At 60.6% G+C, this 23,486-nt stretch carries 22 protein-coding genes and 1 tRNA gene; 10 read left to right on the forward strand and 13 right to left on the reverse strand.

Annotated elements, in window-relative coordinates; all coding sequences use genetic code 11:
- Positions 1–83 precede the first annotated feature (83 nt).
- The gene (locus AC1RTP_RS23860; RefSeq protein WP_055934726.1) at positions 84–422 is read left to right on the forward strand and encodes a P-II family nitrogen regulator; all 339 of its coding nucleotides are present in this window, start codon (positions 84–86) and stop codon (positions 420–422) included.
- Here AC1RTP_RS23860 and AC1RTP_RS23865 read toward each other — a convergent pair whose 3' ends face one another.
- The 5 genes from AC1RTP_RS23865 to trxB form a co-directional block, all read right to left on the reverse strand.
- Entirely contained in the window at positions 423–1,658 is a 1,236-nt protein-coding gene (locus AC1RTP_RS23865; RefSeq protein WP_498611132.1) for a GGDEF domain-containing protein, read from the reverse strand.
- Complete coding sequence (locus AC1RTP_RS23870; RefSeq protein WP_498611133.1) at positions 1,655–2,881, reverse strand: GGDEF domain-containing protein; 1,227 nt, start codon at positions 2,879–2,881, stop codon at positions 1,655–1,657. The genes AC1RTP_RS23865 and AC1RTP_RS23870 overlap by 4 nt, the downstream gene beginning before the upstream one ends.
- 100 nt (positions 2,882–2,981) lie before the next feature.
- A complete protein-coding gene (locus AC1RTP_RS23875; protein WP_498611134.1) occupies positions 2,982–3,608 on the reverse strand; it encodes a trimeric intracellular cation channel family protein in 627 nt (208 codons plus the stop codon).
- A 19-nt stretch (positions 3,609–3,627) separates the two neighbouring features.
- The gene (locus tag AC1RTP_RS23880; RefSeq protein ID WP_498611224.1) at positions 3,628–4,326 is read right to left on the reverse strand and encodes a Smr/MutS family protein; all 699 of its coding nucleotides are present in this window, start codon (positions 4,324–4,326) and stop codon (positions 3,628–3,630) included.
- Positions 4,314–5,264: a thioredoxin-disulfide reductase gene (gene trxB, locus AC1RTP_RS23885; RefSeq protein WP_498611135.1), complete on the reverse strand. Its 951-nt coding sequence runs from the start codon at positions 5,262–5,264 to the stop codon at positions 4,314–4,316. Before trxB ends, AC1RTP_RS23880 begins: the two co-directional genes overlap by 13 nt.
- A gap of 180 nt (positions 5,265–5,444) precedes the next feature.
- Here trxB and AC1RTP_RS23890 point away from each other — a divergent pair, with 180 nt between their 5' ends.
- The 8 genes from AC1RTP_RS23890 (at position 5,445) to AC1RTP_RS23925 (ending at position 13,005) form a co-directional block, all read left to right on the forward strand.
- Positions 5,445–7,838 carry a DNA translocase FtsK gene (locus AC1RTP_RS23890; RefSeq protein WP_498611136.1) on the forward strand — a complete coding sequence of 798 codons (2,394 nt, stop codon included), beginning with the start codon at positions 5,445–5,447 and terminating at the stop codon, positions 7,836–7,838.
- Positions 7,839–7,846: 8 nt separating this feature from the next.
- On the forward strand, positions 7,847–8,467 hold the full coding sequence (lolA, locus tag AC1RTP_RS23895) for an outer membrane lipoprotein chaperone LolA (RefSeq protein ID WP_498611137.1): 621 nt from the start codon (positions 7,847–7,849) through the stop codon (positions 8,465–8,467).
- A 3-nt stretch (positions 8,468–8,470) separates the two neighbouring features.
- Complete coding sequence (locus AC1RTP_RS23900; protein WP_498611138.1) at positions 8,471–9,787, forward strand: replication-associated recombination protein A; 1,317 nt, start codon at positions 8,471–8,473, stop codon at positions 9,785–9,787.
- 64 nt (positions 9,788–9,851) lie between these two features.
- Entirely contained in the window at positions 9,852–10,589 is a 738-nt protein-coding gene (locus tag AC1RTP_RS23905; protein ID WP_498611139.1) for an alpha/beta fold hydrolase, read from the forward strand.
- Between the two features lie 36 nt (positions 10,590–10,625).
- Positions 10,626–11,114: a hypothetical protein gene (locus tag AC1RTP_RS23910; protein WP_498611140.1), complete on the forward strand. Its 489-nt coding sequence runs from the start codon at positions 10,626–10,628 to the stop codon at positions 11,112–11,114.
- A gap of 134 nt (positions 11,115–11,248) precedes the next feature.
- Entirely contained in the window at positions 11,249–11,446 is a 198-nt protein-coding gene (locus AC1RTP_RS23915; protein ID WP_498611141.1) for a hypothetical protein, read from the forward strand.
- A gap of 97 nt (positions 11,447–11,543) precedes the next feature.
- Positions 11,544–12,833, forward strand: a complete 1,290-nt coding sequence (gene serS, locus AC1RTP_RS23920) for a serine--tRNA ligase (RefSeq protein ID WP_498611142.1) — start codon at positions 11,544–11,546, stop codon at positions 12,831–12,833.
- Between the two features lie 82 nt (positions 12,834–12,915).
- Positions 12,916–13,005, forward strand: a tRNA-Ser gene (locus AC1RTP_RS23925).
- A 128-nt stretch (positions 13,006–13,133) separates the two neighbouring features.
- Here the strand turns inward: AC1RTP_RS23925 and AC1RTP_RS23930 are convergent.
- Genes AC1RTP_RS23930 through AC1RTP_RS23950 form a run of 5 tightly spaced genes read right to left on the reverse strand, consistent with a single transcriptional unit; the run spans position 13,134 to position 18,724 of the window.
- The gene (locus tag AC1RTP_RS23930; RefSeq protein ID WP_498611143.1) at positions 13,134–14,186 is read right to left on the reverse strand and encodes an alpha/beta hydrolase; all 1,053 of its coding nucleotides are present in this window, start codon (positions 14,184–14,186) and stop codon (positions 13,134–13,136) included.
- Complete coding sequence (locus AC1RTP_RS23935; RefSeq protein ID WP_498611144.1) at positions 14,183–15,268, reverse strand: alpha/beta hydrolase; 1,086 nt, start codon at positions 15,266–15,268, stop codon at positions 14,183–14,185. The genes AC1RTP_RS23930 and AC1RTP_RS23935 overlap by 4 nt, the downstream gene beginning before the upstream one ends.
- A gap of 2 nt (positions 15,269–15,270) precedes the next feature.
- Entirely contained in the window at positions 15,271–16,437 is a 1,167-nt protein-coding gene (locus tag AC1RTP_RS23940; RefSeq protein ID WP_498611145.1) for a (R)-mandelonitrile lyase, read from the reverse strand.
- Between the two features lie 13 nt (positions 16,438–16,450).
- Positions 16,451–17,863, reverse strand: a complete 1,413-nt coding sequence (locus AC1RTP_RS23945; protein ID WP_498611146.1) for an MFS transporter — start codon at positions 17,861–17,863, stop codon at positions 16,451–16,453.
- Positions 17,864–17,872: 9 nt separating this feature from the next.
- Complete coding sequence (locus AC1RTP_RS23950) at positions 17,873–18,724, reverse strand: aldo/keto reductase (RefSeq protein ID WP_498611147.1); 852 nt, start codon at positions 18,722–18,724, stop codon at positions 17,873–17,875.
- 123 nt (positions 18,725–18,847) lie between these two features.
- On the opposite strand from AC1RTP_RS23950, the gene AC1RTP_RS23955 reads away from it, so the two are divergent.
- On the forward strand, positions 18,848–19,816 hold the full coding sequence (locus tag AC1RTP_RS23955; protein WP_498611148.1) for a LysR family transcriptional regulator: 969 nt from the start codon (positions 18,848–18,850) through the stop codon (positions 19,814–19,816).
- 32 nt (positions 19,817–19,848) lie between these two features.
- On the opposite strand, the gene AC1RTP_RS23960 is transcribed toward AC1RTP_RS23955, so the two are convergent.
- From AC1RTP_RS23960 to AC1RTP_RS23970, 3 genes are read right to left on the reverse strand one after another with little or no spacing between them, the layout of a single operon-like run.
- A complete protein-coding gene (locus AC1RTP_RS23960; RefSeq protein ID WP_498611149.1) occupies positions 19,849–20,820 on the reverse strand; it encodes an XdhC family protein in 972 nt (323 codons plus the stop codon).
- Complete coding sequence (locus AC1RTP_RS23965; protein WP_498611150.1) at positions 20,820–23,015, reverse strand: xanthine dehydrogenase family protein molybdopterin-binding subunit; 2,196 nt, start codon at positions 23,013–23,015, stop codon at positions 20,820–20,822. The genes AC1RTP_RS23960 and AC1RTP_RS23965 overlap by 1 nt, the downstream gene beginning before the upstream one ends.
- Positions 23,012–23,470, reverse strand: coding sequence for a (2Fe-2S)-binding protein (locus AC1RTP_RS23970; RefSeq protein WP_498611151.1), 459 nt, complete (start codon positions 23,468–23,470; stop codon positions 23,012–23,014). Before AC1RTP_RS23970 ends, AC1RTP_RS23965 begins: the two co-directional genes overlap by 4 nt.
- Positions 23,471–23,486 lie beyond the last annotated feature (16 nt).

Below are 23,486 nucleotides of genomic sequence, written 5' to 3' on the forward strand. Positions count from 1 at the left end.
AGGCCGGATATAGAACTGCGACTTTCCTCGTCTACGAATCGCTGGAAACACCTTGCAAAAGGGAGGCGTCCATATAGAACGCAATGAAGCAAATTACCGCCATCATCAAGCCATTCAAACTGGACGAAGTGCGTGAATCGCTGGCCGAAGTCAATGTGACCGGCCTGACCGTGACGGAAGTGAAAGGCTTCGGCCGTCAGAAAGGCCACACCGAGCTGTATCGCGGCGCGGAATACGTGGTCGATTTCCTGCCGAAGGTGAAGGTGGAAGTGGTGGTGGACGACAGCGTGGTCGATACTGCTGTTGACGCCATCATCAAGGCTGCGCGTACCGGAAAGATCGGCGACGGCAAGATCTTCGTGCAGAACATCGAGCAGGTGATCCGCATCCGCACCGGCGAGACCGGCCCCGACGCAGTTTAACTAAGCGTAGCGAACGCAATCACGGCCGTCGTTCTTGGCCGTGTACAAGGCCCGGTCGGCGCGCGCCAGCAGCATGTCCGGCCCGGCATCCCCCGCCTCAAGGCAGGCAATCCCGATACTCAGGCGCAGTGCCACGTGCTGTCCCTCATGCAGTACTTGCAGCGCCTGGGCGCCAGCCCGCAGGCGTTCCGCGACGGCCTGTGCTTCGGCCATGCCGGTTTCCGGCAGCAGCATCGCAAATTCTTCCCCGCCCAGGCGGCCCGCCAGGTCGCTGCCACGGCACGCCGTAGCGCAATGGCGGCCGACGGCAATAATCGCCAGGTCGCCGGTAGGGTGGCCGAATCCATCATTGATCGACTTGAAGTGGTCGATATCGATCATCAGCAAGGACAGCTTGTGGCCATAGCGCCGCGCGCGTTCGATTTCCTGCCCGGTGGTGGCGATGAACTGGCGGCGGTTGGCGATGCCGGTCAAGCAATCGGTGGTCGCCAGTTCGTGGAGTTCCTGGTTGCGGTCCTCGATGGTCTTTTCCAGTTGCAGGCTTTCGACTTCCAGCGCTTCGGCCCACGATTGCAGTGAGTCGCGCGCATTGTCGCTCTCGATGCGGAACTGGGTGGCGATCACCAGGATGATGCTGGCGCCGCTAAGCAGGTAGGAGGCCGCCTGCATGGCGTCGGTCTGCAGGAAGTCGTTGATCGTTGCATGACCCGACATGCTCACCAGCGCCTGCAGCACATGCCAGCCGGCGCCAATGCCGAACAAGGCGCACAGCACCACGCGGCCATTGCGCGGCGCGTGACGCGAAAGGAAAACGAAAGCCGCCACCAGCAGTGGAATGCGGATCAGCGAAGTCAGGACGATGCGCGCGTGGATATTGTTGTCGCCGTAGCTGTACCAGGCGTAGGGCAGGGCGGTCAGCAGCAGGAAGAGCGCCCACGGCCAGACCTTGAGCAGGATTGGCCGCGGCTCTGGTGCGTAGCGCACCGCACCGCGCAGCAGCAGCACGGCATTGGCGCTGAGGAGAACTTTCGCCAGCACGATGGACAGGGCCATTGGCAGCTCGCTGCGCATGCTGATCAGGATCCACGCGACGCCCTGGCAGATCGCGGCAAGGCTCCAGTTCGAGCCGGCGGAACGATCATCGCGCACCGCGTGCAGGCCGAAGAAGGCGACGCCGATCGCCAGGCAGGCGATGCCGAGGGTCAGGGCGCAGGTGCCGACGTGCAGTGGATTCACGCCGCCTCCACCCGGTTACGGCCGCCGTGCTTGGCGCGGTACAGCGCCGCATCGGCGCGCGCCAGCAGCGTGTCGAGCGATGTATCGCGCGAATTGAGCGTAGCGACGCCGAAGCTGGCGGTGATCGGATGCAGCACGCCCGACTGCGCCGGGGCGATATTGGTAATCGCACGGCGCAGGCGTTCGGCGGCCAGGTGGGCGGCAATCGCACCGGTCTCCGGCATCAGCAGGGCGAATTCTTCGCCGCCAAGGCGGCTGGCCAGGTCGACGTGGCGTGCGCTGGACTGGCAGGCTTGCGCGATCACTTGCAGCAGCTTGTCGCCGGCCGGGTGGCCGAAATTGTCGTTGACCTGCTTGAAGTGGTCGATGTCCAGCAGAAGGATGGCCATCGGCAGGCGGTAGCGCGTGGCGCGTTCCAACTCCTGCCGGCCGCGCTCAATGAAGTGGCGGCGGTTGGCAATGCCGGTCAGGCTGTCGGTGGTGGCGAGGCGCGTCAGTTCGGAAGTGCGTTCAACGACAACGGTCTGCAGCATGTCGCGTTTTTCCTTCAGGCGTTCGGCGTGGGCAGCCAGGTCGTCGCGTACCTGCTCGCTCTCCAGCCGAAACTGGAAGGCATTCACCAGCATGTGCAGGATGCCGCTCACGGCGAACATGACGGCGAAGGTGGCGCCGCCTTCGAGGAAGTTGGTGACGTGGTCGCCCGACATGAGAATGCTGGCCAGCCGCACCAGGCTCCAGGCGGCGGCCAGTGCCAGGATGTCGCTCAGGTGGCGCGTGCCGGCGGGCAGGCCTGGGCGGTTCAGCAGCATCATGAGAGTGGCGCCGTAGAACAGGCCGCGGAAGGCGGAGACCAGGCCGATGCGGCAGTACAGGCTGGGGTAGCCGTAAGTGAACCAGGCGAAGCCCGCCACTGCAAGCGCCACACAGGCAAGGTAGCCCCGGTCGTTGTGGCGCGCGCCGACTAGCATGGCCGTGCCGCGATGGATGAATGCGAGGCTGACCACTGTCAGTGTGTTGTCGCCAACCGTGCCGACGAAATGGGGCAGGCTGGGGGCGGAAGCGGTGATCAGTGCTGCGACGCCGCCGGTAAAGGCTGAAATGGCCCATTGACCGCCGGGCGAAGTCGCCAGCGCGCGGTCATGCAGTCCGCGGAAGGCGCAAGCAATCAGGATCGACAGGAAGCCGATCAGAGTGGTTGCAGTGGCGACATCAAAAGTAAACACGGTCAGGCAGGCGCAGCTATGAATTGCGCCATTATATCTTTCGTTTCCCTACCGTAAGTTTTAACTTTTCAATTGAAAGTTTATGGATGATACCGTTACCCTATGGCCGGCTGATCTTCAGGTCGAAGCGCCAGGCCAAGAGGCGCATCACCGTGATCAGGCCCGCGCTGGACCACAGGGCCACATCGTCCGACACTTGGGTATATTGCAACGCGATATAGAACCAGCAGCCGAAAAAGGCGCAAATCGCATATGGTTTGCCGTCGCGGAAAACCATTGGCACTTCGTTGCAGATAATGTCGCGCAGGACGCCGCCGAAGATGCCGGTCACCACCCCCATCATCACGGCGACAAAGATCGGCATGTCGGCCGCCAGCGCCTGTGCCACGCTTGCCACGGCGAACAGGCCCAGGCCGACCGCGTCGGCGATCACGATCAGCCGTTCGGAGACGATGTGCCGGATATGCTTGACGAAAGGCGCGGCCACCAGGGCCACCACGAACAGCAGGATCGTATATTCCTGGTGGGCTACCCAGAACAGGGGGCGCTTATCCAGCAGGATGTCACGCACGGTACCGCCGCCGAAAGCGGTAATGAAGGCGACAATGAAGACGCCCACGATGTCCATGCGCTTGCGGCGTGCTTCGATGAATCCGGAGAATGCCCCAACCAGGATTGCAACGACTTCGATGACGGTGATGAGGGAGACGGCGGGGACTATTTTCATAGTCCGAACGATAACATTGCTACCTGACTGGCTGCAAGGCGCTGCGCAACAACACCATGATGGCGCCTTCGCCGCCTTCTTCGGCGCGGGCCTGGCAGAAGGCGATCACGCCGTCGGTCTGCACCAGCCAGGAATGGACCATGGATTTCAGCACCGGCTCGCCGCCGCGCGAACCGAAGCCGCGGCCGTAGATCACGCATACGCAGCGGTAGTTGCGGCGCTTGGCCTTGAGCAGGAAGTCGTCAACCGCCTGGCGCGCCTCGTCGCGGCGCTTACCGTGCAGGTCCAGTTCGTCCTGCACCGGCCAGTGGCCCTTGCGCATTTTCTTCATCACGTCCGGGCCGATGCCGGGCGCGCTGAAGTTCAGGGACGGGTCTTCTTCCAGGTAGTGGTCGACCTCGAACATGTCGGACAGCATGGACTCGTTCAGTACCGCTGCATCGTCGGCTGCCTGTTCTTCGGCAGTCAGTGGACCGCGCTTGCCGCCCAAGGTAGGGCGGTTCGCCACGGCCGGGCCCTTGGCGGGCGGCGGCACGTAGCGGTCGGACGGCTTCATTTTCTGCACGCCGGCCATCGAGGACTGGAACACATTGGCAGCGGCGGCAGCGGCCTTCTGCTGCTTGGCGGCCTCCTTCTCGGCGGCCGCGCGCTGCTCTCCCTGCTCCTTGAGCTCTTTACCCAGTCCTTTCAGGTCGGCGAAGCTTTTCACTCTTGCGATTCCAGGTAGCGCTGCGCGTCGAGTGCGGCCATGCAGCCAGTGCCGGCGGAGGTGATGGCCTGGCGGTAGATGTGGTCCTGCACGTCACCGGCGGCGAACACGCCCGGTACGGAAGTGGCGGTGGCCATGCCTTCGGTGCCGGTGCGGGTCTTGATGTAGCCGTCCTTCATTTCCAGCTGGCCTTCGAAGATGCCGGTGTTCGGCTTGTGGCCGATTGCGATGAACAGGCCGTGCACGGCGATGTCGGTCAGGCCGCCGTCATTGTGCTTGACGGTGATCGCGTTCACGCCGGACTGGTCGCCCTTCACTTCGTGCAGGGTGGAGTTCAGTTTCAGCTCGATCTTGCCTTCTGCGACCTTGGCCATCAGGCGGTCCACCAGGATAGGCTCGGCGCGGAACTTCTCGCGGCGGTGCACCAGGGTGACTTTGGTGGCGATGTTCGACAGGTACAGGGCTTCTTCAACAGCGGTATTGCCGCCGCCGACCACGGCCACTTCCTGGCCACGGTAGAAGAAACCGTCGCAGGTGGCGCAGGCGGATACGCCGCGGCCCATGAATTCCTGCTCGGTCGGCAGGCCCAGGTACTGTGCCGAGGCGCCGGTGGCGATGATCAGGGAGTCGCAGGTGTAGGTATTGCTGTCGCCCACCAGGCGGATTGGCTTCTCGTTGAGGTGGGTGGTGTGGATGTGGTCAAACACGATCTCGGTCTTGAAGCGCTCGGCGTGCTGCAGGAAACGCTGCATCAGATCCGGACCCTGGACACCCATCGGGTCGGCTGGCCAGTTTTCCACGTCGGTGGTGGTCATCAGCTGGCCGCCTTGCTCGACGCCGGTCACCAGCATCGGGTTCAGGTTGGCGCGGGCGGCGTAAATCGCGGCGCTGTATCCTGCAGGACCGGAGCCGAGAATCAGGACTTTGGCGTGTTTGGTAGTAGTCATATGCGGATTCTTTACCTTGTTGGAGTGTCTTGTATATGGGTGCCGGACTGGAAAGCTACAAGTCCGGGCCCAAGCAAACCGAAATTATATGCGAAGCATGCATTTAACATGTACCGGAAGGCCGTTTAACCTTGATATGCCTTAGAATAAGCGCAATTATGGAATTTTTGCCTCCAAGCAATGAGTAAGAAGAGTCAAAAGAGTCAAGAGACAACTTCTGGTTACACTCGTGCCGCCACCGAACGCCAGCCGCTTCCCAATCGGCTGGTGCGCCTGCTGTCGGAGGCGCGCTTCTTCGCGCTGTTCGTCGTCTGCGTCTATTTCATCCTGATTTTGGCCAGCTATAACCGGCTGGATCCGGGCTGGTCGCACAATAATGTGGTGCCCAAGGTGTTCAACCTGGGCGGCCGCGGCGGCGCCTGGCTGTCGGACCTGATGCTGTTCATCTTCGGCTTCTCCGCCTGGTGGTGGTGCGTCTATATGCTGCGCGTGGTGTGGCAGGGCTATCGCCGCCTGACCAGCAAGTTCGTGCTGGAGAAGGAAGAAGACCCGGAACACAAGCAGGTAGGCATGATCCGCCTGGCCGGCTTTGCGCTGATGCTGATCGGTTCCATGGGACTGGAATTCCTGCGCATGTACACCATGAAGGTGCAGCTGCCGCGCGCCCCGGGAGGCGTGCTGGGTGAGCTGATCGGCCATGGCGCCCACGTGGGCCTGGGCTTTACCGGCGCCACCTTGCTGCTGCTGCTCTTGTTCGGCACTGGCTTCAGCCTGTTCTTCCACGTGTCGTGGATGTCGGTGGCCGAGAAGATTGGTGAAGTCATCGAGATGGGCATCGACTGGTTCCGCGCCCGCATGGAAGACCGCGAAGACCGCCGCCACGGCGATGTGGCCGTGGTCAAGCGCGAAGAGAAAGTCGTGAAAGAGCGCGTCAAGCACGAAGAGAAGCATCCGAAACCGGTCGATGTGCCGGCCGATGCGCCGCCAGCACCTATCGTCAAGATCGAACCGCAGGTGACCCAGGTGGTGCAGTCCGAGCGCGCCATCAAGGAAAAGCAGGGCACCCTGTTCCAGGAAATCGAAAACACCGACCTGCCGCCGCTGTCGTTGCTGGACGAGGCGCCGCCGCAGCAGGAAACCGTGGCCGTGGAAACGCTGGAGTTCACCAGCCGCCTGATCGAGAAAAAGCTGTCCGACTTCGGCGTGGAAGCGAAAGTGGTGGCCGCCTATCCGGGCCCGGTCGTCACCCGCTACGAGATCGAACCTGCCACCGGCGTGAAGGGCAGCCAGATCGTCAACCTGGCGCGCGACCTGGCGCGTTCGCTGTCGCTGACTTCCATTCGCGTGGTGGAAACCATCCCCGGCAAGAACTACATGGCGCTGGAGCTGCCGAATCCAAAGCGCCAAATCGTGCGCCTGACCGAGATCCTCGGCTCCAAGGTCTATAACGACAACCACTCGCCGCTGACCGTGGCGCTGGGCAAGGACATCGCCGGCAAGCCGGTGGTAGCCGACCTGGCGAAGATGCCGCACTTGCTGGTAGCCGGTACCACCGGCTCCGGTAAGTCCGTTGGTATTAACGCCACCATCCTGTCGCTGCTGTACAAGGCCGACCCGCACGACGTGCGCATGATCCTGATCGACCCGAAAATGCTGGAAATGTCGGTGTACGAAGGCATTCCGCACCTGCTGGCGCCTGTCGTCACCGATATGCGCCAGGCCGGCCACGCCCTGAACTGGGCCGTGAACGAGATGGAACGCCGCTACAAGCTGATGTCCAAGCTGGGCGTGCGTAACCTGGCTGGTTATAACGCCAAGATCGCCGATGCCGCCAAGCGCGAAGAGAAAATCCCGAATCCGTTCTCGCTCACGCCGGACGCGCCGGAACCGCTTGAAAAGCTGCCAACCATCGTCATCATCATCGACGAGCTGGCCGACCTGATGATGGTCGTCGGTAAGAAGGTGGAAGAACTGATCGCCCGTATCGCCCAGAAAGCCCGTGCGGCAGGCCTGCACTTGATTTTGGCGACGCAGCGCCCATCTGTAGACGTGATCACTGGCCTGATCAAGGCGAATATCCCGACGCGTATTGCGTTCCAGGTATCGTCCAAGATCGACTCGCGCACCATTCTTGACCAGATGGGTGCGGAAGCGCTGCTGGGCATGGGTGACATGCTGTATATGCCGCCGGGGACTGGCTTGCCGATCCGTGTGCACGGCGCTTTTGTGTCCGACGATGAAGTTCACCGCGTGGTGAACCACCTGAAGGCGCAGGGCGAACCGAATTACATCGAAGGCATCCTGGAAGGCGGCACGCTGGAAGAGGGCGGCGGCGATGCCATGGCCGGCGCCGGCGGCGGCGGGGACACGGAGTCGGACCCGATGTACGACCAGGCCGTGCAAGTCGTGCTGAAGCACCGCAAGGCCTCGATCTCGCTAGTGCAGCGCCACCTGCGCATTGGCTACAACCGGGCCGCGCGCCTGCTGGAACAAATGGAAAACAGCGGCGTTGTATCGGCCATGCAGTCGAACGGCAACCGTGAAATCATCGCGCCTACCGCTTCGGCGGAATAAGGATTCTTATGAAGCACACCAAACAATTCGCGGCCGTGCTGGCCGCCGGCCTGCTGTTTGCGGGCGTGGCCAATGCTGCGGCGTTGGACCAGTTCAAGGCCTTTGTGAGCAGCACCAAGGCCGCCAAGGGCGAGTTCACGCAAAAAGTCGTGGCGCAGGGCAGCAAGGACAAGCTGTCTTCCGGCACCTTCGTGTTCGCCCGTCCGGGTAAATTCATTTGGTCTTACACCAAGCCTTACGACCAGGTGCTGCAAGCCGACGGCGAACAGCTGTTCATCTACGACAAAGACCTGAACCAGGTCACCACGCGCAAGCTGGGCGACGCCCTGGGCTCCTCGCCGGCCGCCATCCTGTTCGGTTCCAACGACCTGGAAAAAAACTTTACCCTGTCCGAAGCCGGCGCCCGCGATGGCCTGGAATGGCTGAAAGCCACGCCCAAAGCCAAGGACTCCAGCTTCGAGCAAATCCTGATCGGCCTGAAAAACGGCACGCCGGAAGCGATGGAGCTGAAAGACAGCTTTGGCCAGACTTCCGTCCTGTCGTTCAAGAAGTTTGAAAAAAATCCAGCGCTGAATGCAACGTCCTTTAAATTTGTCATGCCGAAGGGCGCGGACGTCATCAACAATTGATGCATGATGACGCAAGACCTGTTCGCACCCGAGCCCACCCCGCCGCTGGCCGAAGCGCTGCGTCCGCACACCGTTGCGGACGTGATCGGCCAGAGCCACCTGCTGGGCGAGGGCAAACCGCTTAACCTGCTGTTCAAGTCCGGCAAGCCGCATTCCATGATTTTGTGGGGGCCGCCGGGCGTGGGCAAGACCACGCTGGCGCGCCTGTCCGCACGCGCCTTCGACTGCGAGTTCATCGCCATTTCGGCGGTGCTTGGCGGGGTGAAGGATATTCGCGCCGCCATTGAACAGGCGGGGCAGTTTGTCGCCAACGGCAAGCAGACCATCCTCTTCATCGACGAGATCCACCGCTTCAACAAAGCGCAGCAGGATGCACTGCTGCCGTATGTGGAATCGGGCTTGGTGACCCTGATCGGCGCCACCACCGAAAACCCATCGTTCGAAGTCAATTCCGCATTGCTGTCGCGCGCCCAGGTCTATGTGCTGAAGGCACTGACCGAAGAGGAAATGCGCCAGCTGCTGGCCCGCGCCCGCGAACGCTCCATGCCGGACCTGGAATTCGACGAGCTGGCGATCGACACCCTGATCGGCTATGCCGACGGCGATGCGCGCCGTTTCCTGAACCTGCTGGAGCAGACCAAGACCGCTGCCGCCACTGCCCGCACCGACAAGGTAACCGGCGAGTTTGTGCAAAACGCGCTGACCCTGAACGCGCGCCGCTTCGACAAGGGTGGCGACAACTTCTACGACCAGATCTCGGCCCTGCACAAATCCGTGCGCGGCTCCAATCCCGACGGCGCCTTGTACTGGTTCTGCCGCATGATCGACGGCGGCGCCGACCCGCGTTACCTGTCGCGCCGCATCGTGCGCATGGCCTGGGAAGATATCGGCCTGGCCGACCCGCGCGCCCTGACCATGGTCAACGACGCCGCCGAAACCTACGAACGCCTTGGCTCGCCGGAAGGCGAGCTGGCGCTGGCCCAGGCCGTGATCTACCTGGCCGTCGCCGCCAAGAGCAACGCCGGCTACAACGCCTACAACGCCGCCATGGCCTTTATCCGCCGCGATAAATCGCGCGAAGTGCCGGTCCACTTGCGCAACGCCCCGACCAAGCTGATGAAGGAGCTGGGCTATGGCCATGAATACCGCTACGCCCACGACGAACCGGACGCCTATGCCGCCGGCGAAACCTATCTGCCCGATGGCATGGCCGAGCCAGGCTGGTACCAGCCCGTCCCGCGCGGCCTGGAAACCAAGATCGCCGACAAGCTTGCCTACCTGCGCAAGCTGGACGAAGAGGCGCGTAAGCGAAACCCTTAGATAGTCTATTTACTTTCCCTCCGCCTGCCGTTAAAGTGTTGTAAATATTTTAATGGAGGGCGGGATGGTGCAGCGTCTGATAGTTGATGGGGTGACCGTGCATATCGACGGCGCTGGTGACGACGTCATCATGATGATCCACGGCTGGCCGCATGACCGCAGCCTGTGGGACGCCCAGGTCACTGCTTTCTCGTCCAACTACCGTTGCGTACGATTCACCTTCCCCCAGCGCGCCAAGGGCAGCCACACCATTGATGAGGTCTCCCGGCTGTACGCCGATACCGTGAATGCCGTCAACGGCGGCCGCCCCGTCATTTTGATGCTGAGCGACTGGGGTTGCGTATTCGGCTATCAATTTGCACTTCGCTATCCGGAGCTGGTCAGCAGGGTAATTAGCGTTGGTATAGGCGGTTCCAGCCAGATGACTTACCGCGCCTCCCTCGACTGGAAAACCCGGCTGCGCCTGGCTTTTGCCCACCGCCGCCTGGCGGCCGCCAGCGGCAACAGCCACTCCGCGCGTGAGGCAAGCTCCAAGTTGCAACTGCCCCACGTGGTGAGCTGGCTGCGCGCCAGTTCGCCTGCCGCGGGAACGCTGCCATTCAAGCTGCGCTGGCCCATGCTGTATATCTATGGCAAACACAAGCCATTCCACTTCCATACTCGCAGTTTCGAAGCCGCCGTGCAGGCCAAGCCCGACAACAAGGTGATCGCCTTCCGCAGCGGCCACTGGGTCATGCGCGAAGCACCGGAAGCCTTCAACAGCGCCGTCCTGGGCTGGCTGGCCCAGGTGAAGGCCGCATGATTTGCAATTGTTAGTCCGGCACTTTATAGTGCTGTAATGAAATTTTCCAAACTCATTTTCCTGCTGTCCTCGCTGACAGTTTCGCTGGGCGCCACCGCTGGTGAGCGACTCTATCTGCAAATCCCGGCAACATTCGCGCAGAACGCGCCCGTCATGCCCCGCATTAAGTCCGAATGCGACCTTGAGCGGGAAATGGCCGTCGGTGCGGAAGCCGGGATCAGCAAGCGCTACAGTCCCGTTACACTCGCCACCAAAGACGAAGACGTTGGCAACGATAAGTTGGTCAAGGTGACCATCCTATCCGTCGATGGCATTGGTGGCGGTATTTGGACGGGAGGCAAGTCGATGACAATTAAGGCCGAGCTCACGCAGGGCGAAGCTGTGCTGCGATCGAGGACGTTCCAGCGTGAGGCGGGCCACTCCGGCTTTTTCGGCGGCACTTGCGAGATGCTGCATAAAGTGACTCGTGCGCTGGGCTCCGACGTGGGCGTATGGCTGAAGAAAACCACCGACGATCCAACGTAACAACAGCATTTCAGCGTTTCATCCCGCGTTTTTTGCACTTCGTCGCAAGTGCAAGGCGGGGCAGGGAGCCTTTAGGTACAGTGTAACCATGGAAGCACGGAAGTACTTTAAACACTGACCTGAAGGAGAACATCATGAAAGCCCTGAAACACTTCGAAGCTACATTCGTTATCGCAGCCGCCCTGGCCATCGTGACCAGCTTCGCGACCGCCACCACCCCAGTGCTGCACGTAGCCGCCGACCCAGTGGTCGCAAAAGCAGACAGCAGCATTCCAACCGTGGTCGTGGCAGCGAAACGCCTGACCGCAGCCGAAAAAGCAGCACTGATCTGACAGCACGACGCCGGAGGGCGCAAAACTCGGTTGTTGTGCTGTCATCTTGGTACAATTGCTCCTTTCGACTAAACCTCGCAGCGGCAGCAATAACAACATGATTGACATCCAACTTCTCCGTAAAGACATTGATACTGTCGCCGCCAAACTGGCGACCCGCAAGTTCCAGCTCGACGTAGCTGGCTTCAATGCCCTGGAAGGCGAACGCAAGGCCATCCAGATGCGTACCGAAGAACTGCAAAGCAAGCGCAACTCGCTGTCCAAGCAGATCGGTATGATGAAGGGCAAAGGGGAAGACACCACCGCCGTGATGGCCGAAGTAGGCGGCCTGGGCGACGAACTGAAGGCCAACGAAGTGAAACTGGCCGACGTGCAGCTGAAGATGAACACCTTCCTGCAAGCTGTACCGAACCTGCCGCACGAATCCGTGCCAGCAGGCGCCGACGAAACGGGCAATGTGGAAGTCCGCAAATTCGGCACCCCGCGCAGCTTCGACTTCGAAGTCAAAGACCACGCCGACGTGGGCGCCCCACTGGGCCTGGACTTCGAGACCGCCACCAAACTGACCGGTTCCCGCTTCAGCGTCATGAAGGGCGGCATCGCACGCCTGCACCGCGCACTGGCGCAGTTCATGCTGAACACCCACACCGACAAGCACGGCTACACCGAGTGCTACACCCCGTACATGGTCAACGCCGAGTCCCTGATGGGCACCGGCCAGTTGCCTAAGTTCGAAGCCGACCTGTTCTCGGTGAAGAAGGGCGGCGCGGAAGGCGAAGGCCAGAACTTCTACCTGATCCCGACCTCCGAAGTGTCGCTGACCAATATGGTGCGCGACGAGATCGTGGCCGTCGAGACCCTGCCGATCAAGGTCACCGCTCACACCCCGTGCTTCCGCTCCGAAGCCGGTTCCGCCGGCCGCGACACCAAGGGCATGATTCGCCAGCACCAGTTCGACAAAGTTGAACTGGTCCAGGTGGTGCATCCTGAGAAGTCGTACGAAGCGCTGGAAGAAATGGTCGGCCACGCCGAATTCATCCTGCAGTCCCTGGGCCTGCCATACCGCGTAATGCAGCTCTGCACCGGAGACATGGGCTTCGGCGCCGCCAAGACCTACGACCTGGAAGTGTGGCTGCCGGCGCAGAACACCTACCGTGAGATTTCCTCGCTGTCGAACTGCGAAGCCTTCCAGGCCCGCCGCATGCAGGCGCGCTTCCGCAACGCGCAAGGCAAGCCGGAACTGCTGCACACCCTGAACGGCTCCGGCCTGGCAGTGGGCCGCACCCTGGTCGCCGTGCTGGAGAACTACCAGCAGGCCGACGGCTCGGTGGAGATTCCAGCGGTCCTGCAGCCATACATGGGCGGCCTGACCAAGCTCGTTGCATAAAGATGAAAATAGCCCTTCCATTTTCCGGAAGGGCTGCTATAATCTTGGCTCTCAACGGCGACCACCGTTGCTAGCAGTACCTGGAGAGGTGGCAGAGTGGTCGAATGTACCTGACTCGAAATCAGGCGTACGTTAAATCGTACCGTGGGTTCGAATCCCACCCTCTCCGCCAAGAACACTGAAAAAGCCCTTGTAAATCAAGGGCTTTTTCTTTTTTCTTCATCTGACTTCTACGGCCTATCCACCTTCCAGCGCACCGCAGTTCGAATCCCTCTCATTCCGCCATAATTGAAGGCTGACTCATAGCGTCTTGGCGAAGAATGGCGTCAACTGGGCTAATGCAGCCTCAACGAATTTCGGTACCCAGTAAGTCTCAATATGGGTTGCGCCTTCAATCTTGAACAGCGTCTTGTTCTTTGCGCCGGTAGCCTTGGCGAAAGCTTCCTCCGTCATGTACAGGCTATCGGCTCGGCTCCCCGCAATCATCAATAGTGGCTGCTCGATCAGCTCAATTTGGTCAGTGGCATCCCAGCGCATCAAATCCAGCAAGCTGCTCATTGTGTATCTAAAGGTTGATCCGGGGTGCGCGTGTGTTCGCCAATAGTATTCATACCCCTGTCGATACATCGCGAAAGGGAGGGCTGCGATCTGCTCGTCGGTCATGTTGGCGTCGCCCGCATAGATGATCTTTCCCCCAGCTTTCTCTTGAGCTCTCGCATCGGAAGCTTGCTTCAGACGTTGTTGTACCGTAGCGAGCTGTGAGTCTGCGAAGCCATTGCGGCGAACCCGTCCAGAATTGAACATGCTGAGCGTTGCAACTGATTTGAATCGCTTGTCCGACTTTGCGGCGGACAGCGAATAGCCACCGCCTCCACAGATACCAAACAGTCCAAGGCGTGCGGCATCGACACCGGGAAAGCGGGTGATGAAATCCGCCATGCCATGAATATCTTCGATTCTGAAAGTAGGTTTGTCCACGCTGCGAGGTTGACCGCCGCTACTACCCTGGTAAGCCGCATCCGCAGTGATGGTGATATAGCCGCGTTCAGCCATATGCTGGGCGTACAGGCCAGCAACCTGCTCCTTCACACCACCATTGGGATGTGCGACGACAATTGCGGCATATGATTTTTTTGGGTCGTACCCTGGAGGAGTGTAAACATTGGCGGCAATACTCAGGTCGTTGAGATTGTAGTGAACCGTGTGGATATTGACCTTTCCCGGTTCGTTCTTTGTGATCGCGCCATCGTAGGCGAGGGTGAATGGATTCTTTTTGAAGTCGGCCGCGATGCCTGCCTTCGCAAGCACGACGGACAGGACGGAAGCTCCAAGAATCTTATAAATGGTATTCATTTGATCTTCTCTGCAAGGAATTGCGACACGTGATCGGCAATCTGGGTGTTGTTGAGGTCGGACATCAGAAAATGGGTGTTGCCGCGTATGCCGATCTCGGGAAGATGTACGAGACGAGCATCGCCTCCATGCCTGTTGATAGCGGCGACCCACAGGCGGGCCATCGCGAGTCGCACACGCCAGTTGTCCTGACCGCGTTCGGAGGTTGGCTGTTCTGGAAAGTTGTCGCCGTAGTAGATGACGATCGGTATCCGGGTGAGCTTCTGGAAATCTTCTGGCGACACGGTTTCTGGCGATAGCGTTCCCGCAGCGCTCGGCATCGCGGGTGGCAATTCGCCGTGTGGGAAGATGAATCCGCTACCCGGCTCAAAGGCCACAATCGCTTTAACATTGGGGTTCTTGATCGCTGTCAGCCAACCGGGCCCGCCGCCCTGCGAATGTGTGAACAGGATCGCTGGCCCGATCTTGGTGAATAGCGCGGACATGGCATTCGAAATGACGCCAGCGTCATAAGAACCAGTGTTAGGCGTAACTGAGCGGAAGAACTGGTTGAGCGTTTCCGGCTTGCGGTCAAACTGCACGTTGTCGAAGTAGTTTGGCCATTTTCCAAGGCGGAATTGGTCGAAGAAAAGCTGATCGTTTGGCACCGGCTCAATCGTTATTGCGACCATGCTGTTGCCGGCCCGCCCCCGGCGTGGCTGGTCAACCAGATAAACGGGGAAGCCCCGACGCAAGAACATCGTCTGGAAACCTTCGCGCCCATCCGAGGTGGTTTCCCAGCTACGCGCCGATTGGAACGCGCCATGCAGCATGACGATGGGTAAAGCCTTCGCATTCTGCGGAATCTGGTAGAAGGCGTAGAGGTGATCCCCGTGGAAGCTTTGTCCCGTTGCGGTCGGTTTGTTGTTGTCGTAGATGCCGTCGTTCTTATGTTGGGCCCCACCTACTGCAAAGCTGCCTTGGGTTTGGATCATCAAGGGTTCCAGAGCGCCGCCGCGTCCATCGGATGGGGCAGCGCACCCGCTGAGCAAAGCCGCCATGGCGATGACAACGGCGATTAATGATGTGGCTTTGATTTTCATTCTTAACCTTTCGTTGTTGCGGCAAGGGCCTGCGTAAGTGCGTCTTTCGCGCGGCTGGCGCTATCTGGATTGCCAAGCGTTGAGAGGATTTGAATCAGTTGCCGTAGCTGTGCGACGCTCAGGCCCACGCGCATGCTGGCTCGCATGTGGGAACGTAGCTGTGCCTCGACGCCAGGCATGGCAGCGAGTGCTCCGAGCGTGGCTAGTTCCCGGCTCTGCCAATCCAGGTTGTCGCGTTCGAAGATGTCGCCGAATAAATGCGTTTGGAGGAATTGGTTGATGACAGGCGCGAAGTCGAATAGCGGACCCTGTACCGCTCCTCCAGAGATTTCGGCCTGATTTGCTTTGCCTTTCGCAAGGAGAGCACTCCCAGTCGCGGTTGCTTTGCTTGGTTCGCGGCCCGGCTCATCATGGATTCCGCGTTGTTTACGGGCGTTGACAACTTTCATTAACTCGCCGAGCGCGTTGAGACTCTTTGGAAATCCCGCATAGGCATAAAGCTGTATCAGGACCTCCTTAATTTCACTGACTGTCATCCCCGCATCGAGCCCTTTGTTTATTGCGGCGTTGAGTTTTTGCATATCGCTGCTAGCCATGAAGGATGCGATCAATGGAATGGCCTGCTGTTTTGCCGAAAGCACTTCCGCGGAGGGACGTGCGGGTTCGTTCGCCGCGGTTAATCCCGCGCTAACAAGTGCGGCTTGATATTCCTGGTCCGACACCTTGGTTTGCCAGGCGACCGAGTTCCCGTCCAATTTTTCGGCGATCGCGACATGGGCCATGGATCCTTGGGAGGCCGCCCCATGCCAATAGCGTACGTTGGCAGGAATCGTGGCGACGTCGCCGGGGCGCATTGCGCGGGCCGGCTGCCCCTCTTGCTGAACCAGGCCCATACCGTCTGTCACGATCAGGGTTTGACCTAGCGGGTGAGTGTGCCAAGCGGTTCGGGCACCAGCCTCAAAGGTCACGATCGCGCCGCCCGAGCGTCCTGGTGACGATGCCTGGAAAGGTGTGCTGATTCGGACTATGCCGGTAAAGACGTCTGCTGAACCTGCGGTAGTCGACATGGTGGCGGCAGCACGTACTTCTACAACGGACGTCGGTTCTTCCGCTTGCGCCGATGAAACAGCCACCAGTCCGCCTACAAGAATACAAAGAAATGACCTCACAAAGATCTCTCCGTCAATGGGATTGAGTTCTGCCTCGCGGCGAAACGATGAACGTCCAGGACACACAAAGCGCCAATGCAAACAAAAGGGCTGCAACGTCCATCACCGCTGAAATTCGATGAGAAAGTGCCTGGCTGTCTTCTGCGCCGGCGGGTGCCGCGTTGGCGAAGATGAACACCAATAAGCCAAGCCCAAGTGCGCCACCTATTTGATGGGCGACGTTGACAAGGCCGGACGCAGCGCCTGCGTCTTCGCGGCTGACACCAGCCACTCCGGCGGCCGTCAAAGGCCCCAGCAGCAGGCCCTGGCCCAGCCCGATAAGAAGCATGGGCGGCGCGACATTGGTCCAGTACAGGGCATTGGCATCGGCCTGGCCTAACCAAAGCAGACCCGCGATGCCCAATGAAAGACCAACCAGGATGAGCCGCTCATGGCCGAAGCGTCTTGCCAACTTGGGTACCGCAATTGCGGCCGCAAAGTTTGGCAGGGTTACCGGCAAAAATGCGAGGCCAGCCTGCAGAGGGCGCAGATGCAATACGCTTTGGAGGAACTGGGTGGAGAAGAACCAGAAACCGACGGCGCCGCCAAGGAATAGCATTCGAGCGAGGTAAGCGCCCGCACGGTTTCGATTGGCCAGCAAGCGAAGTGGAAGGATGGGCTGAGGAACCTTGCGCTCGATCAGGACGAATATGGCGGTCATTACCACACCACCGAGCAGTGAGGCTTGCGCTACTAAGTCATGCCAGCCGGATTCCGCCGCCTGTACAAGGCCGTATACAAGAGAAGTCATTCCCATGGTGGAGAAAATGGCGCCCATCGCATCGAGTTGACCGGGCCGCAACGGTGTTTCGACGATATGCCGCCGTGCGGCGAAGATCAGCAGCAAACCGATGGGAAGATTGATGAAGAATCCCGCCCGCCACGACAGCAGGTCGGCGAACAAACCTCCCAGCACCAGGCCCAGTGTCGCGCCGACGCCAGCCGCAGCGGCATACAACGACAAAGCGCGGGTGCGTTCGGGACCCTCGGCGAAGTTCGTGGACAGCAGGGCCAGCGTGGACGGCGCCAGCACTGCTGCACCAACGCCTTGGATAGCACGTGCTACGAGCAACCACGTCGCCGACTGGGCAGCGCCAATCGCCATGGAAGCCAATGTGAATAGAGTCAGGCCCACGATGAACATACGTCGCCGGCCGAGGATATCGCCGGCCCGCGCGCCGAGCAAAAGCAGACCGCCGAAAGCAAGGGTGTATGCATTGGTCACCCATGAAAGCTGCGCCGCGCTGAAGCCGAGGCTAGCCTGAATACGTGGAAGGCCTGTGATGACGATTGAGATGTCGACCACGATCATCAGGTAGCTGGCGACGATGATCGCCAACACCTTGTTTGAACTTTGTGTCGGCGGATGTACTGCAAGGTTAGTCATGGCCATCGTTCAGATGTCCAGTTTGCGCTCGGACATCCACTTGACGATTGCCGGATCCCGGTGCGAGAAGAAGCTGCTGGTGTTGGTGTCGAGAGTCTGGATGCCTGCCATGTCCGCGTCATCGAGTTCGAAGTCGAAGATGGAGATGTTTTCCAACATGCGCTCCTTGCGCACTGATTTCGCCAGCGAGACGATGCCGCGCTGCGTTAGCCACCGAAGCACTACCTGGCCAACCGTTTTTCCGTGACGCGCGGCGATGCCCAGCAGCACCTCGTTTTGGAAAAACCCATTGCGACCTTCCGCGAACGGAGCCCATGCTTCGGCCTGCACCCCGATATCCTTCATGAACGAGGCGCTCTCCAATTGTTGCTGGAATGGATTTACTTCGACCTGGTTGACCGCAGGCGGGATCTCGTTGAAAGCCTGGATATCCATCAGGCGGTCCGGATGGAAGTTGCTGACGCCAATGGCGCGCAGCTTCCCTGCGCGATAGGCGTCCTCCATCGCGCGCCACGAGCCATGGACATCCCCGAATGGCTGGTGGATCAAGTAGAGGTCCAGGTAGTCGAGCTGCAGCCGGCGCAGTGATTTCTCAATGGCTTGCTGCGTACGCTCGTAGCCTGTCTCCTGGACCCAGAGTTTGCTGGTTACGAAGAGTTCCTCGCGCGGAATCCCGCTCGATTGAAGGCCTTTGCCGACTGCCTCTTCATTCATATAGGAAGCTGCAGTATCAATCAGTCTGTAGCCGGTTTCGATAGCGTCGACGACGCTGCGTTGGCACTCGCTGGCGTCAGCAATCTGGAAGACGCCATAGCCGGCGATAGGCATTTCGAGGCCGTTGTTCAATGTGACATGTTTCATAAGTCGGTTTCATTGGTCGGTGATGGGAGTTCACTTTAGTCAATCGACTGACATCTGAATAGTGATAAATCGGTTGATTTATCCGCATCAAACTGATGATAATTGCCCGAGGAGGATGCGCTTATGGCAATCAACGAGCTTCGGTCAATCACGACCTTCATTAAGGCCGCAGAGCTGGGCAGCCTGCGCAAAGCTGCGCAAGACTTGGGTATAAGCCCACAGGCAGCAAGCAAAGCGCTCTCCCAACTGGAGGCCCATCTGGACGCCCGCCTGTTTCATCGCACTACGCGGATGATGTCACTGACCGACGCCGGTCAGCGTTTGCTTGAAGACGTACAACCGGCCGTACTGGGCATGCAGCGCGCCCTGTTGAATGCGAAAACAGCAAGGGATGAGTTCGCCGGACCGTTGCGAATTGCTGGTCCCCGGTCGACGTTCCAGCCGATACTTTGGCGCCTGGTCGAGGAGTTTTGCGAAATGCACCCGGGTATTCAGCCTGACATTTTGCTGGAAGATCGCGTTGGCAACTGGGTGGAGGATCGTGTCGATGTAGGGTTCCGGCTTGGGCGATCTCCTCACGAAGGTGTCATTGCGCGCCGGCTGTTTCCCCTGCAGTTGGTGACTTGCGGTGCTCCAGCCTATTTCGAACAGCATGGTGTGCCGAAGAATCTGGGGGCATTGTCATCGCATCGCTGCAGTGCATTCAGGAATCCCGGTACGGGTAAGGTCGTTCCTTGGCATGTAAAGCTCGGCGAGCAGACCGTGGACCAACCGGTCGTACCCGCAATTTGCAGCAATGATGAATTGTTCGAACTTCAGGCTGTCCTTGCCGGCAAAGTGCTGGCGCAGTTGGCCGGAGTGACTGCGGCGCCCCTAATCAGGTCAGGCCAGTTGGTCCCCATCCTTCTTGATCACATGCCGGACATCGCCAGTTACTTCGTATACTTTGGCAGTAAAACCTCTCAACCGGTCCGGGCACGCGCGTTTATTGATTTGGCGGTTCAAAGATTGGCGGACAATCCGGATTATGTACTAGGCAAGGACGAATTATTAAGTGCCCAAAGAAGGGCAAGTCGCGCAATGGGTGAATAATGTGACAGTCATCGGGCCGCACGAAAGGTAGATCAAATGCTGCCGGGGCGCAGCGCAATCGGCGCTCCGTTGCGTACTGCCGTCAATTCCGCCACGATGGCGACGGCAATTTCCGGCGGCGTATGGCTGCCGATGGGCAGGCCGATAGGGCCATGCAGGCGCCCCAGTTCCTCGGAAGAGAAGCCGAAGTGGTGCGTGAGCCGCTCGCGCCTCCTGCTGTCGTTGAGGCGAGAACCGACTGCGCCAACATAAAAGGCGGGCGACCGCAAGGCCTCCAGCAGTAGCATGTCGTCCAGCTTGGGATCATGCGTCAGCGCCACGACGGCGCAGCGTGAATCCGGGCGCATGGATAAGAAGGCGTCATCAGGCATGGAGGTGACAATCCTGGTGCCCGGCACACGCCATTCGGCGCCATATTCTTCGCGCGGCTCGCATAGCGTGATCTCGTAACCAAGTGCCTGCGCCATCTGGGCAAGGTAGTAGGAAATTTGGCCTGCGCCGACGACGAATAAGCGCCATTGCGGGCCGTGGACCGTTTGCAGTTGCTGGCCGTCCCAACTCAGTGTGTCGGCGCGCTGCGCCTCACCCAGTGTTGTGCTGCCCTGCGCCAGGTTCACTTGCCGCAGCACCAACTCGCCACGCTCCAGCCGCGCCGCAAGTTCATCCAGTTGCTCTGCGTCCAGCTGAGGTTCTACCACCAGTTGCAGCGCTCCGCCACACGGCAGGCCAAAGCGCGCCGCCTCGTCCTGGGTGACGCCGTAATCCAGGCTGAATGGCAGGTGCTCGCCCAGGCGGCCGTCGCGCATGCGGGCAATGATATCGTCCTCAACGCAACCTCCTGATACCGAGCCAACCGCCACACCGTCGTCACGTATCACCAGCCATGAACCGGCAGGGCGGGGCGCGGAACCCCAGGTGTGCGCTACCGTGATCAGAGCGTAACGCCGTCCTTCGGCCGCCCAGCGGCGGGCGGCCTCTAATACCTGTAAATCGACACTCTCCATCAGGCCTTCAACTCCTCCGTGCGGATCGGCAGGCTGCGTACCCGTTTTCCGGTGGCGGCAGCCAGTGCGTTTGCCAGAGCCGGGGCGAGTGGCGGCACGCCAGGTTCGCCAATGCCGGTTGGCTTCTCGGCGGACGGGACGATATGAACTTCCACCTTGGGCATTTCGTTGATGCGGATAGGTGCGTAGTCGTGGAAGTTGGACTGCTCGACTGCACCGGCCTTCAGCGTGATGGCGCCATGTAACGCCGCCGACAAGGCAAAGCCGACGCCTCCTTCAACCTGCGCGCGCACGACGTCCGGATTGACGACCATGCCGCAGTCGACAGCGCAAACGACGCGATCGACAGTGAAGCTGCCATCGGCTCCCACGGTCACTTCGGCCACTTCGGCGACGTAGCTGCCAAAGGCTTCATGAACCGCGATGCCGCGTCCGCGCCGCGTGCCGTCGGCGCCTGCCGGCAATGGCTTGCCCCAGCCGGCTTTTTCGGCGGCGAGCTTCAGTACGCCGGCGTGGCGCGGATGCTTGTCGAGCAGGGCGAGGCGGTAGGCCACCGGGTCTTGGCCGGCGGTGTTTGCCAGTTCGTCGATAAAGGTTTCGGTGGAATAGGCGGTGTGGGTCGAACCGACCGATCGCCACCAGTGCACCGGCACCGGAATATCGGACGGCGAGTGCAACTCGACGCGCATCGCAGGAATACCATACGGCAGGTTTGCCGCCCCCTCGACGGAAACGGCATCAATGCCATCCTTGATCATACCGCTGAAGACCGTACCGGCCAGGATCGACTGGCCGACCAGGCGGTGGCGCCATGCGGTGGGACGGCCATCCTCGCCAAGCGCGGCTTCCAGCGCATGGTGGAAAGCAGGGCGGTAATAGGCGCCGCGCATGTCGTCTTCGCGCAGCCAGACCATCTTGATGGGCGCTCGGGACTTGCTGGCCCTGGCGATCTGCACCGCCTCCAGCACGTAGTCCGCGTCTTTGCTGGCACGGCGGCCGAAACTGCCGCCGGCGTAGAGCATGTTGATCTTCACTTTCTCCGGAGGGATGCCAAGCAGCGCGGCAACCGCTGGCTGGTCGATGGACTGGAACTGCGCGCCGTACCACAGCTCGCATTCGTTCTCGCCAATGCGAACGACGCAGTTCAGCGGCTCCATCGCCGCATGGGCGAGGTAGGGGAAGTCGTAGGATGCGCGCAGCACGCGGCCAGAATGCGCGAAGGCAGCGTCGGCATCTCCCGAGTTGTGTGCCACCAGGCCAGGCTGCGGCGCCAGCGTGTGGAAGCGCGCGAAGATTTCCTCGCTGCCCAGCTTGAAGGCTTTGGATTCATCCCATACGATCCTGAGCGCGTCGCGGCCCTTCTTCGCGCTCCAGGTGTCGTGTGCCAGCACGGCTACGCCGGTCGGCATTTGCACCACGCTGACCACGCCTTTGATGGCTTTGGCCTTGCTGGCATCGAAGGATTTGACGGTGGCGCCAAAGCGCGGCGGGTGTGCGACCACGGCAGTCAGCATGCCGGGAAGGTGCACGTCCTGGGTGAATTGCGCGCGGCCATTGACCTTGTCGGCGCTATCCTTGCGCGGCGCGTGCTTGCCGATCAACTTGAAGTCCGCAGGCGATTTCAGCGGCACGTCGGCCGGTACCGGCAACAATGCCGCGGCCGGCGCCAGTTCACCAAAAGTGGCTTTGTGCCCGCCGTGCGTGACCACGCCTTCACTTACCCGGATCTCGCCGGCCGGGACTTTCCAGTGTGCGGCGGCGGCCGACACCAGCATGGCGCGAGCGCTGGCGCCAGCCTTGCGCATCTGCTCCCAGGAATTGGCCATGGCGGTGCTGCCGCCAGTGCCCTGGAACGGGCCGAATGCGAGGTTGTTGTAGCGGCGCGCGTCGGCCGGTGCGCCTTCCACGCGAACCTGGGACCAGGCCGCGTCCAGTTCTTCAGCGACCAGGGTGGCCAGGCCGGTGTAAGCACCCTGGCCCATTTCAACGTGTTTGGCGATGACGGTTACAGTGCCGTCCGTTCCGATGCGAACGAAGGCATTCGGTTCGAATTCAGGCGCGCCGGCAGCGGCAGGAACAGCGGCTTGCGTGCCGGGCAGGTAGATGGCCAGCGTCAGGCCGGCGGCTGCTTGCACGGCGCTGCGCAGGAAGTCGCGGCGGCTGCCGTTTTCAATGCGAGGGGAAGTGATGGTCATACCAGCTCCTGTGCAGCTTCGTGGATGGCGGCGCGGATGCGCACGTAGGTGGCACAGCGGCAGATATTGCCCGCCATGGCAGCGTCAATATCGGCGTCAGATGGCTTGCGATTGCCTTCCAGCAGGGCGACAGCGCTCATGATCTGGCCGGACTGGCAGTAGCCGCACTGCACCACGTCGAGTTTTTTCCAGGCATCCTGCACCACCTTGCCAATGCGCGCGCGGTCGACGCCTTCGATAGTGACGATTTTTTTGCCGACTGCCGCGGATACCGGCGTGCTGCAGGAACGAATCGGTGTGCCATCCAGGTGCGCCGTGCAGGCGCCGCACAAGCCCATGCCGCAGCCATATTTGGTACCAGTCAGCTGCAGCTTATCGCGCAGGACCCACAGCAATGGGGTATCGGCTGCGACGTCAACGCGTGTCGTCGTGCCGTTGATATTCAGTGTGATCATTCCGTACTCTCCGCTC

The organism is Pseudoduganella sp. GW821-FHT11H04 (assembly GCF_058807935.1).

Coding starts and splice junctions, on each gene's coding strand:
- AC1RTP_RS23860 (WP_055934726.1), top strand. CDS start 84: ATGAAGCAAATTACCGCCATCATCAAGCCATTCAAACTGGACGAAGTG.
- AC1RTP_RS23875 (WP_498611134.1), bottom strand. CDS start 3,608: ATGAAAATAGTCCCCGCCGTCTCCCTCATCACCGTCATCGAAGTCGTT.
- trxB (WP_498611135.1), bottom strand. CDS start 5,264: ATGACTACTACCAAACACGCCAAAGTCCTGATTCTCGGCTCCGGTCCT.
- AC1RTP_RS23890 (WP_498611136.1), top strand. CDS start 5,445: ATGAGTAAGAAGAGTCAAAAGAGTCAAGAGACAACTTCTGGTTACACT.
- lolA (WP_498611137.1), top strand. CDS start 7,847: ATGAAGCACACCAAACAATTCGCGGCCGTGCTGGCCGCCGGCCTGCTG.
- AC1RTP_RS23900 (WP_498611138.1), top strand. CDS start 8,471: ATGATGACGCAAGACCTGTTCGCACCCGAGCCCACCCCGCCGCTGGCC.
- AC1RTP_RS23905 (WP_498611139.1), top strand. CDS start 9,852: ATGGTGCAGCGTCTGATAGTTGATGGGGTGACCGTGCATATCGACGGC.
- AC1RTP_RS23910 (WP_498611140.1), top strand. CDS start 10,626: ATGAAATTTTCCAAACTCATTTTCCTGCTGTCCTCGCTGACAGTTTCG.
- AC1RTP_RS23915 (WP_498611141.1), top strand. CDS start 11,249: ATGAAAGCCCTGAAACACTTCGAAGCTACATTCGTTATCGCAGCCGCC.
- serS (WP_498611142.1), top strand. CDS start 11,544: ATGATTGACATCCAACTTCTCCGTAAAGACATTGATACTGTCGCCGCC.
- AC1RTP_RS23930 (WP_498611143.1), bottom strand. CDS start 14,186: ATGAATACCATTTATAAGATTCTTGGAGCTTCCGTCCTGTCCGTCGTG.
- AC1RTP_RS23935 (WP_498611144.1), bottom strand. CDS start 15,268: ATGAAAATCAAAGCCACATCATTAATCGCCGTTGTCATCGCCATGGCG.
- AC1RTP_RS23945 (WP_498611146.1), bottom strand. CDS start 17,863: ATGACTAACCTTGCAGTACATCCGCCGACACAAAGTTCAAACAAGGTG.
- AC1RTP_RS23950 (WP_498611147.1), bottom strand. CDS start 18,724: ATGAAACATGTCACATTGAACAACGGCCTCGAAATGCCTATCGCCGGC.
- AC1RTP_RS23955 (WP_498611148.1), top strand. CDS start 18,848: ATGGCAATCAACGAGCTTCGGTCAATCACGACCTTCATTAAGGCCGCA.
- AC1RTP_RS23960 (WP_498611149.1), bottom strand. CDS start 20,820: ATGGAGAGTGTCGATTTACAGGTATTAGAGGCCGCCCGCCGCTGGGCG.
- AC1RTP_RS23965 (WP_498611150.1), bottom strand. CDS start 23,015: ATGACCATCACTTCCCCTCGCATTGAAAACGGCAGCCGCCGCGACTTC.
- AC1RTP_RS23970 (WP_498611151.1), bottom strand. CDS start 23,470: ATGATCACACTGAATATCAACGGCACGACGACACGCGTTGACGTCGCA.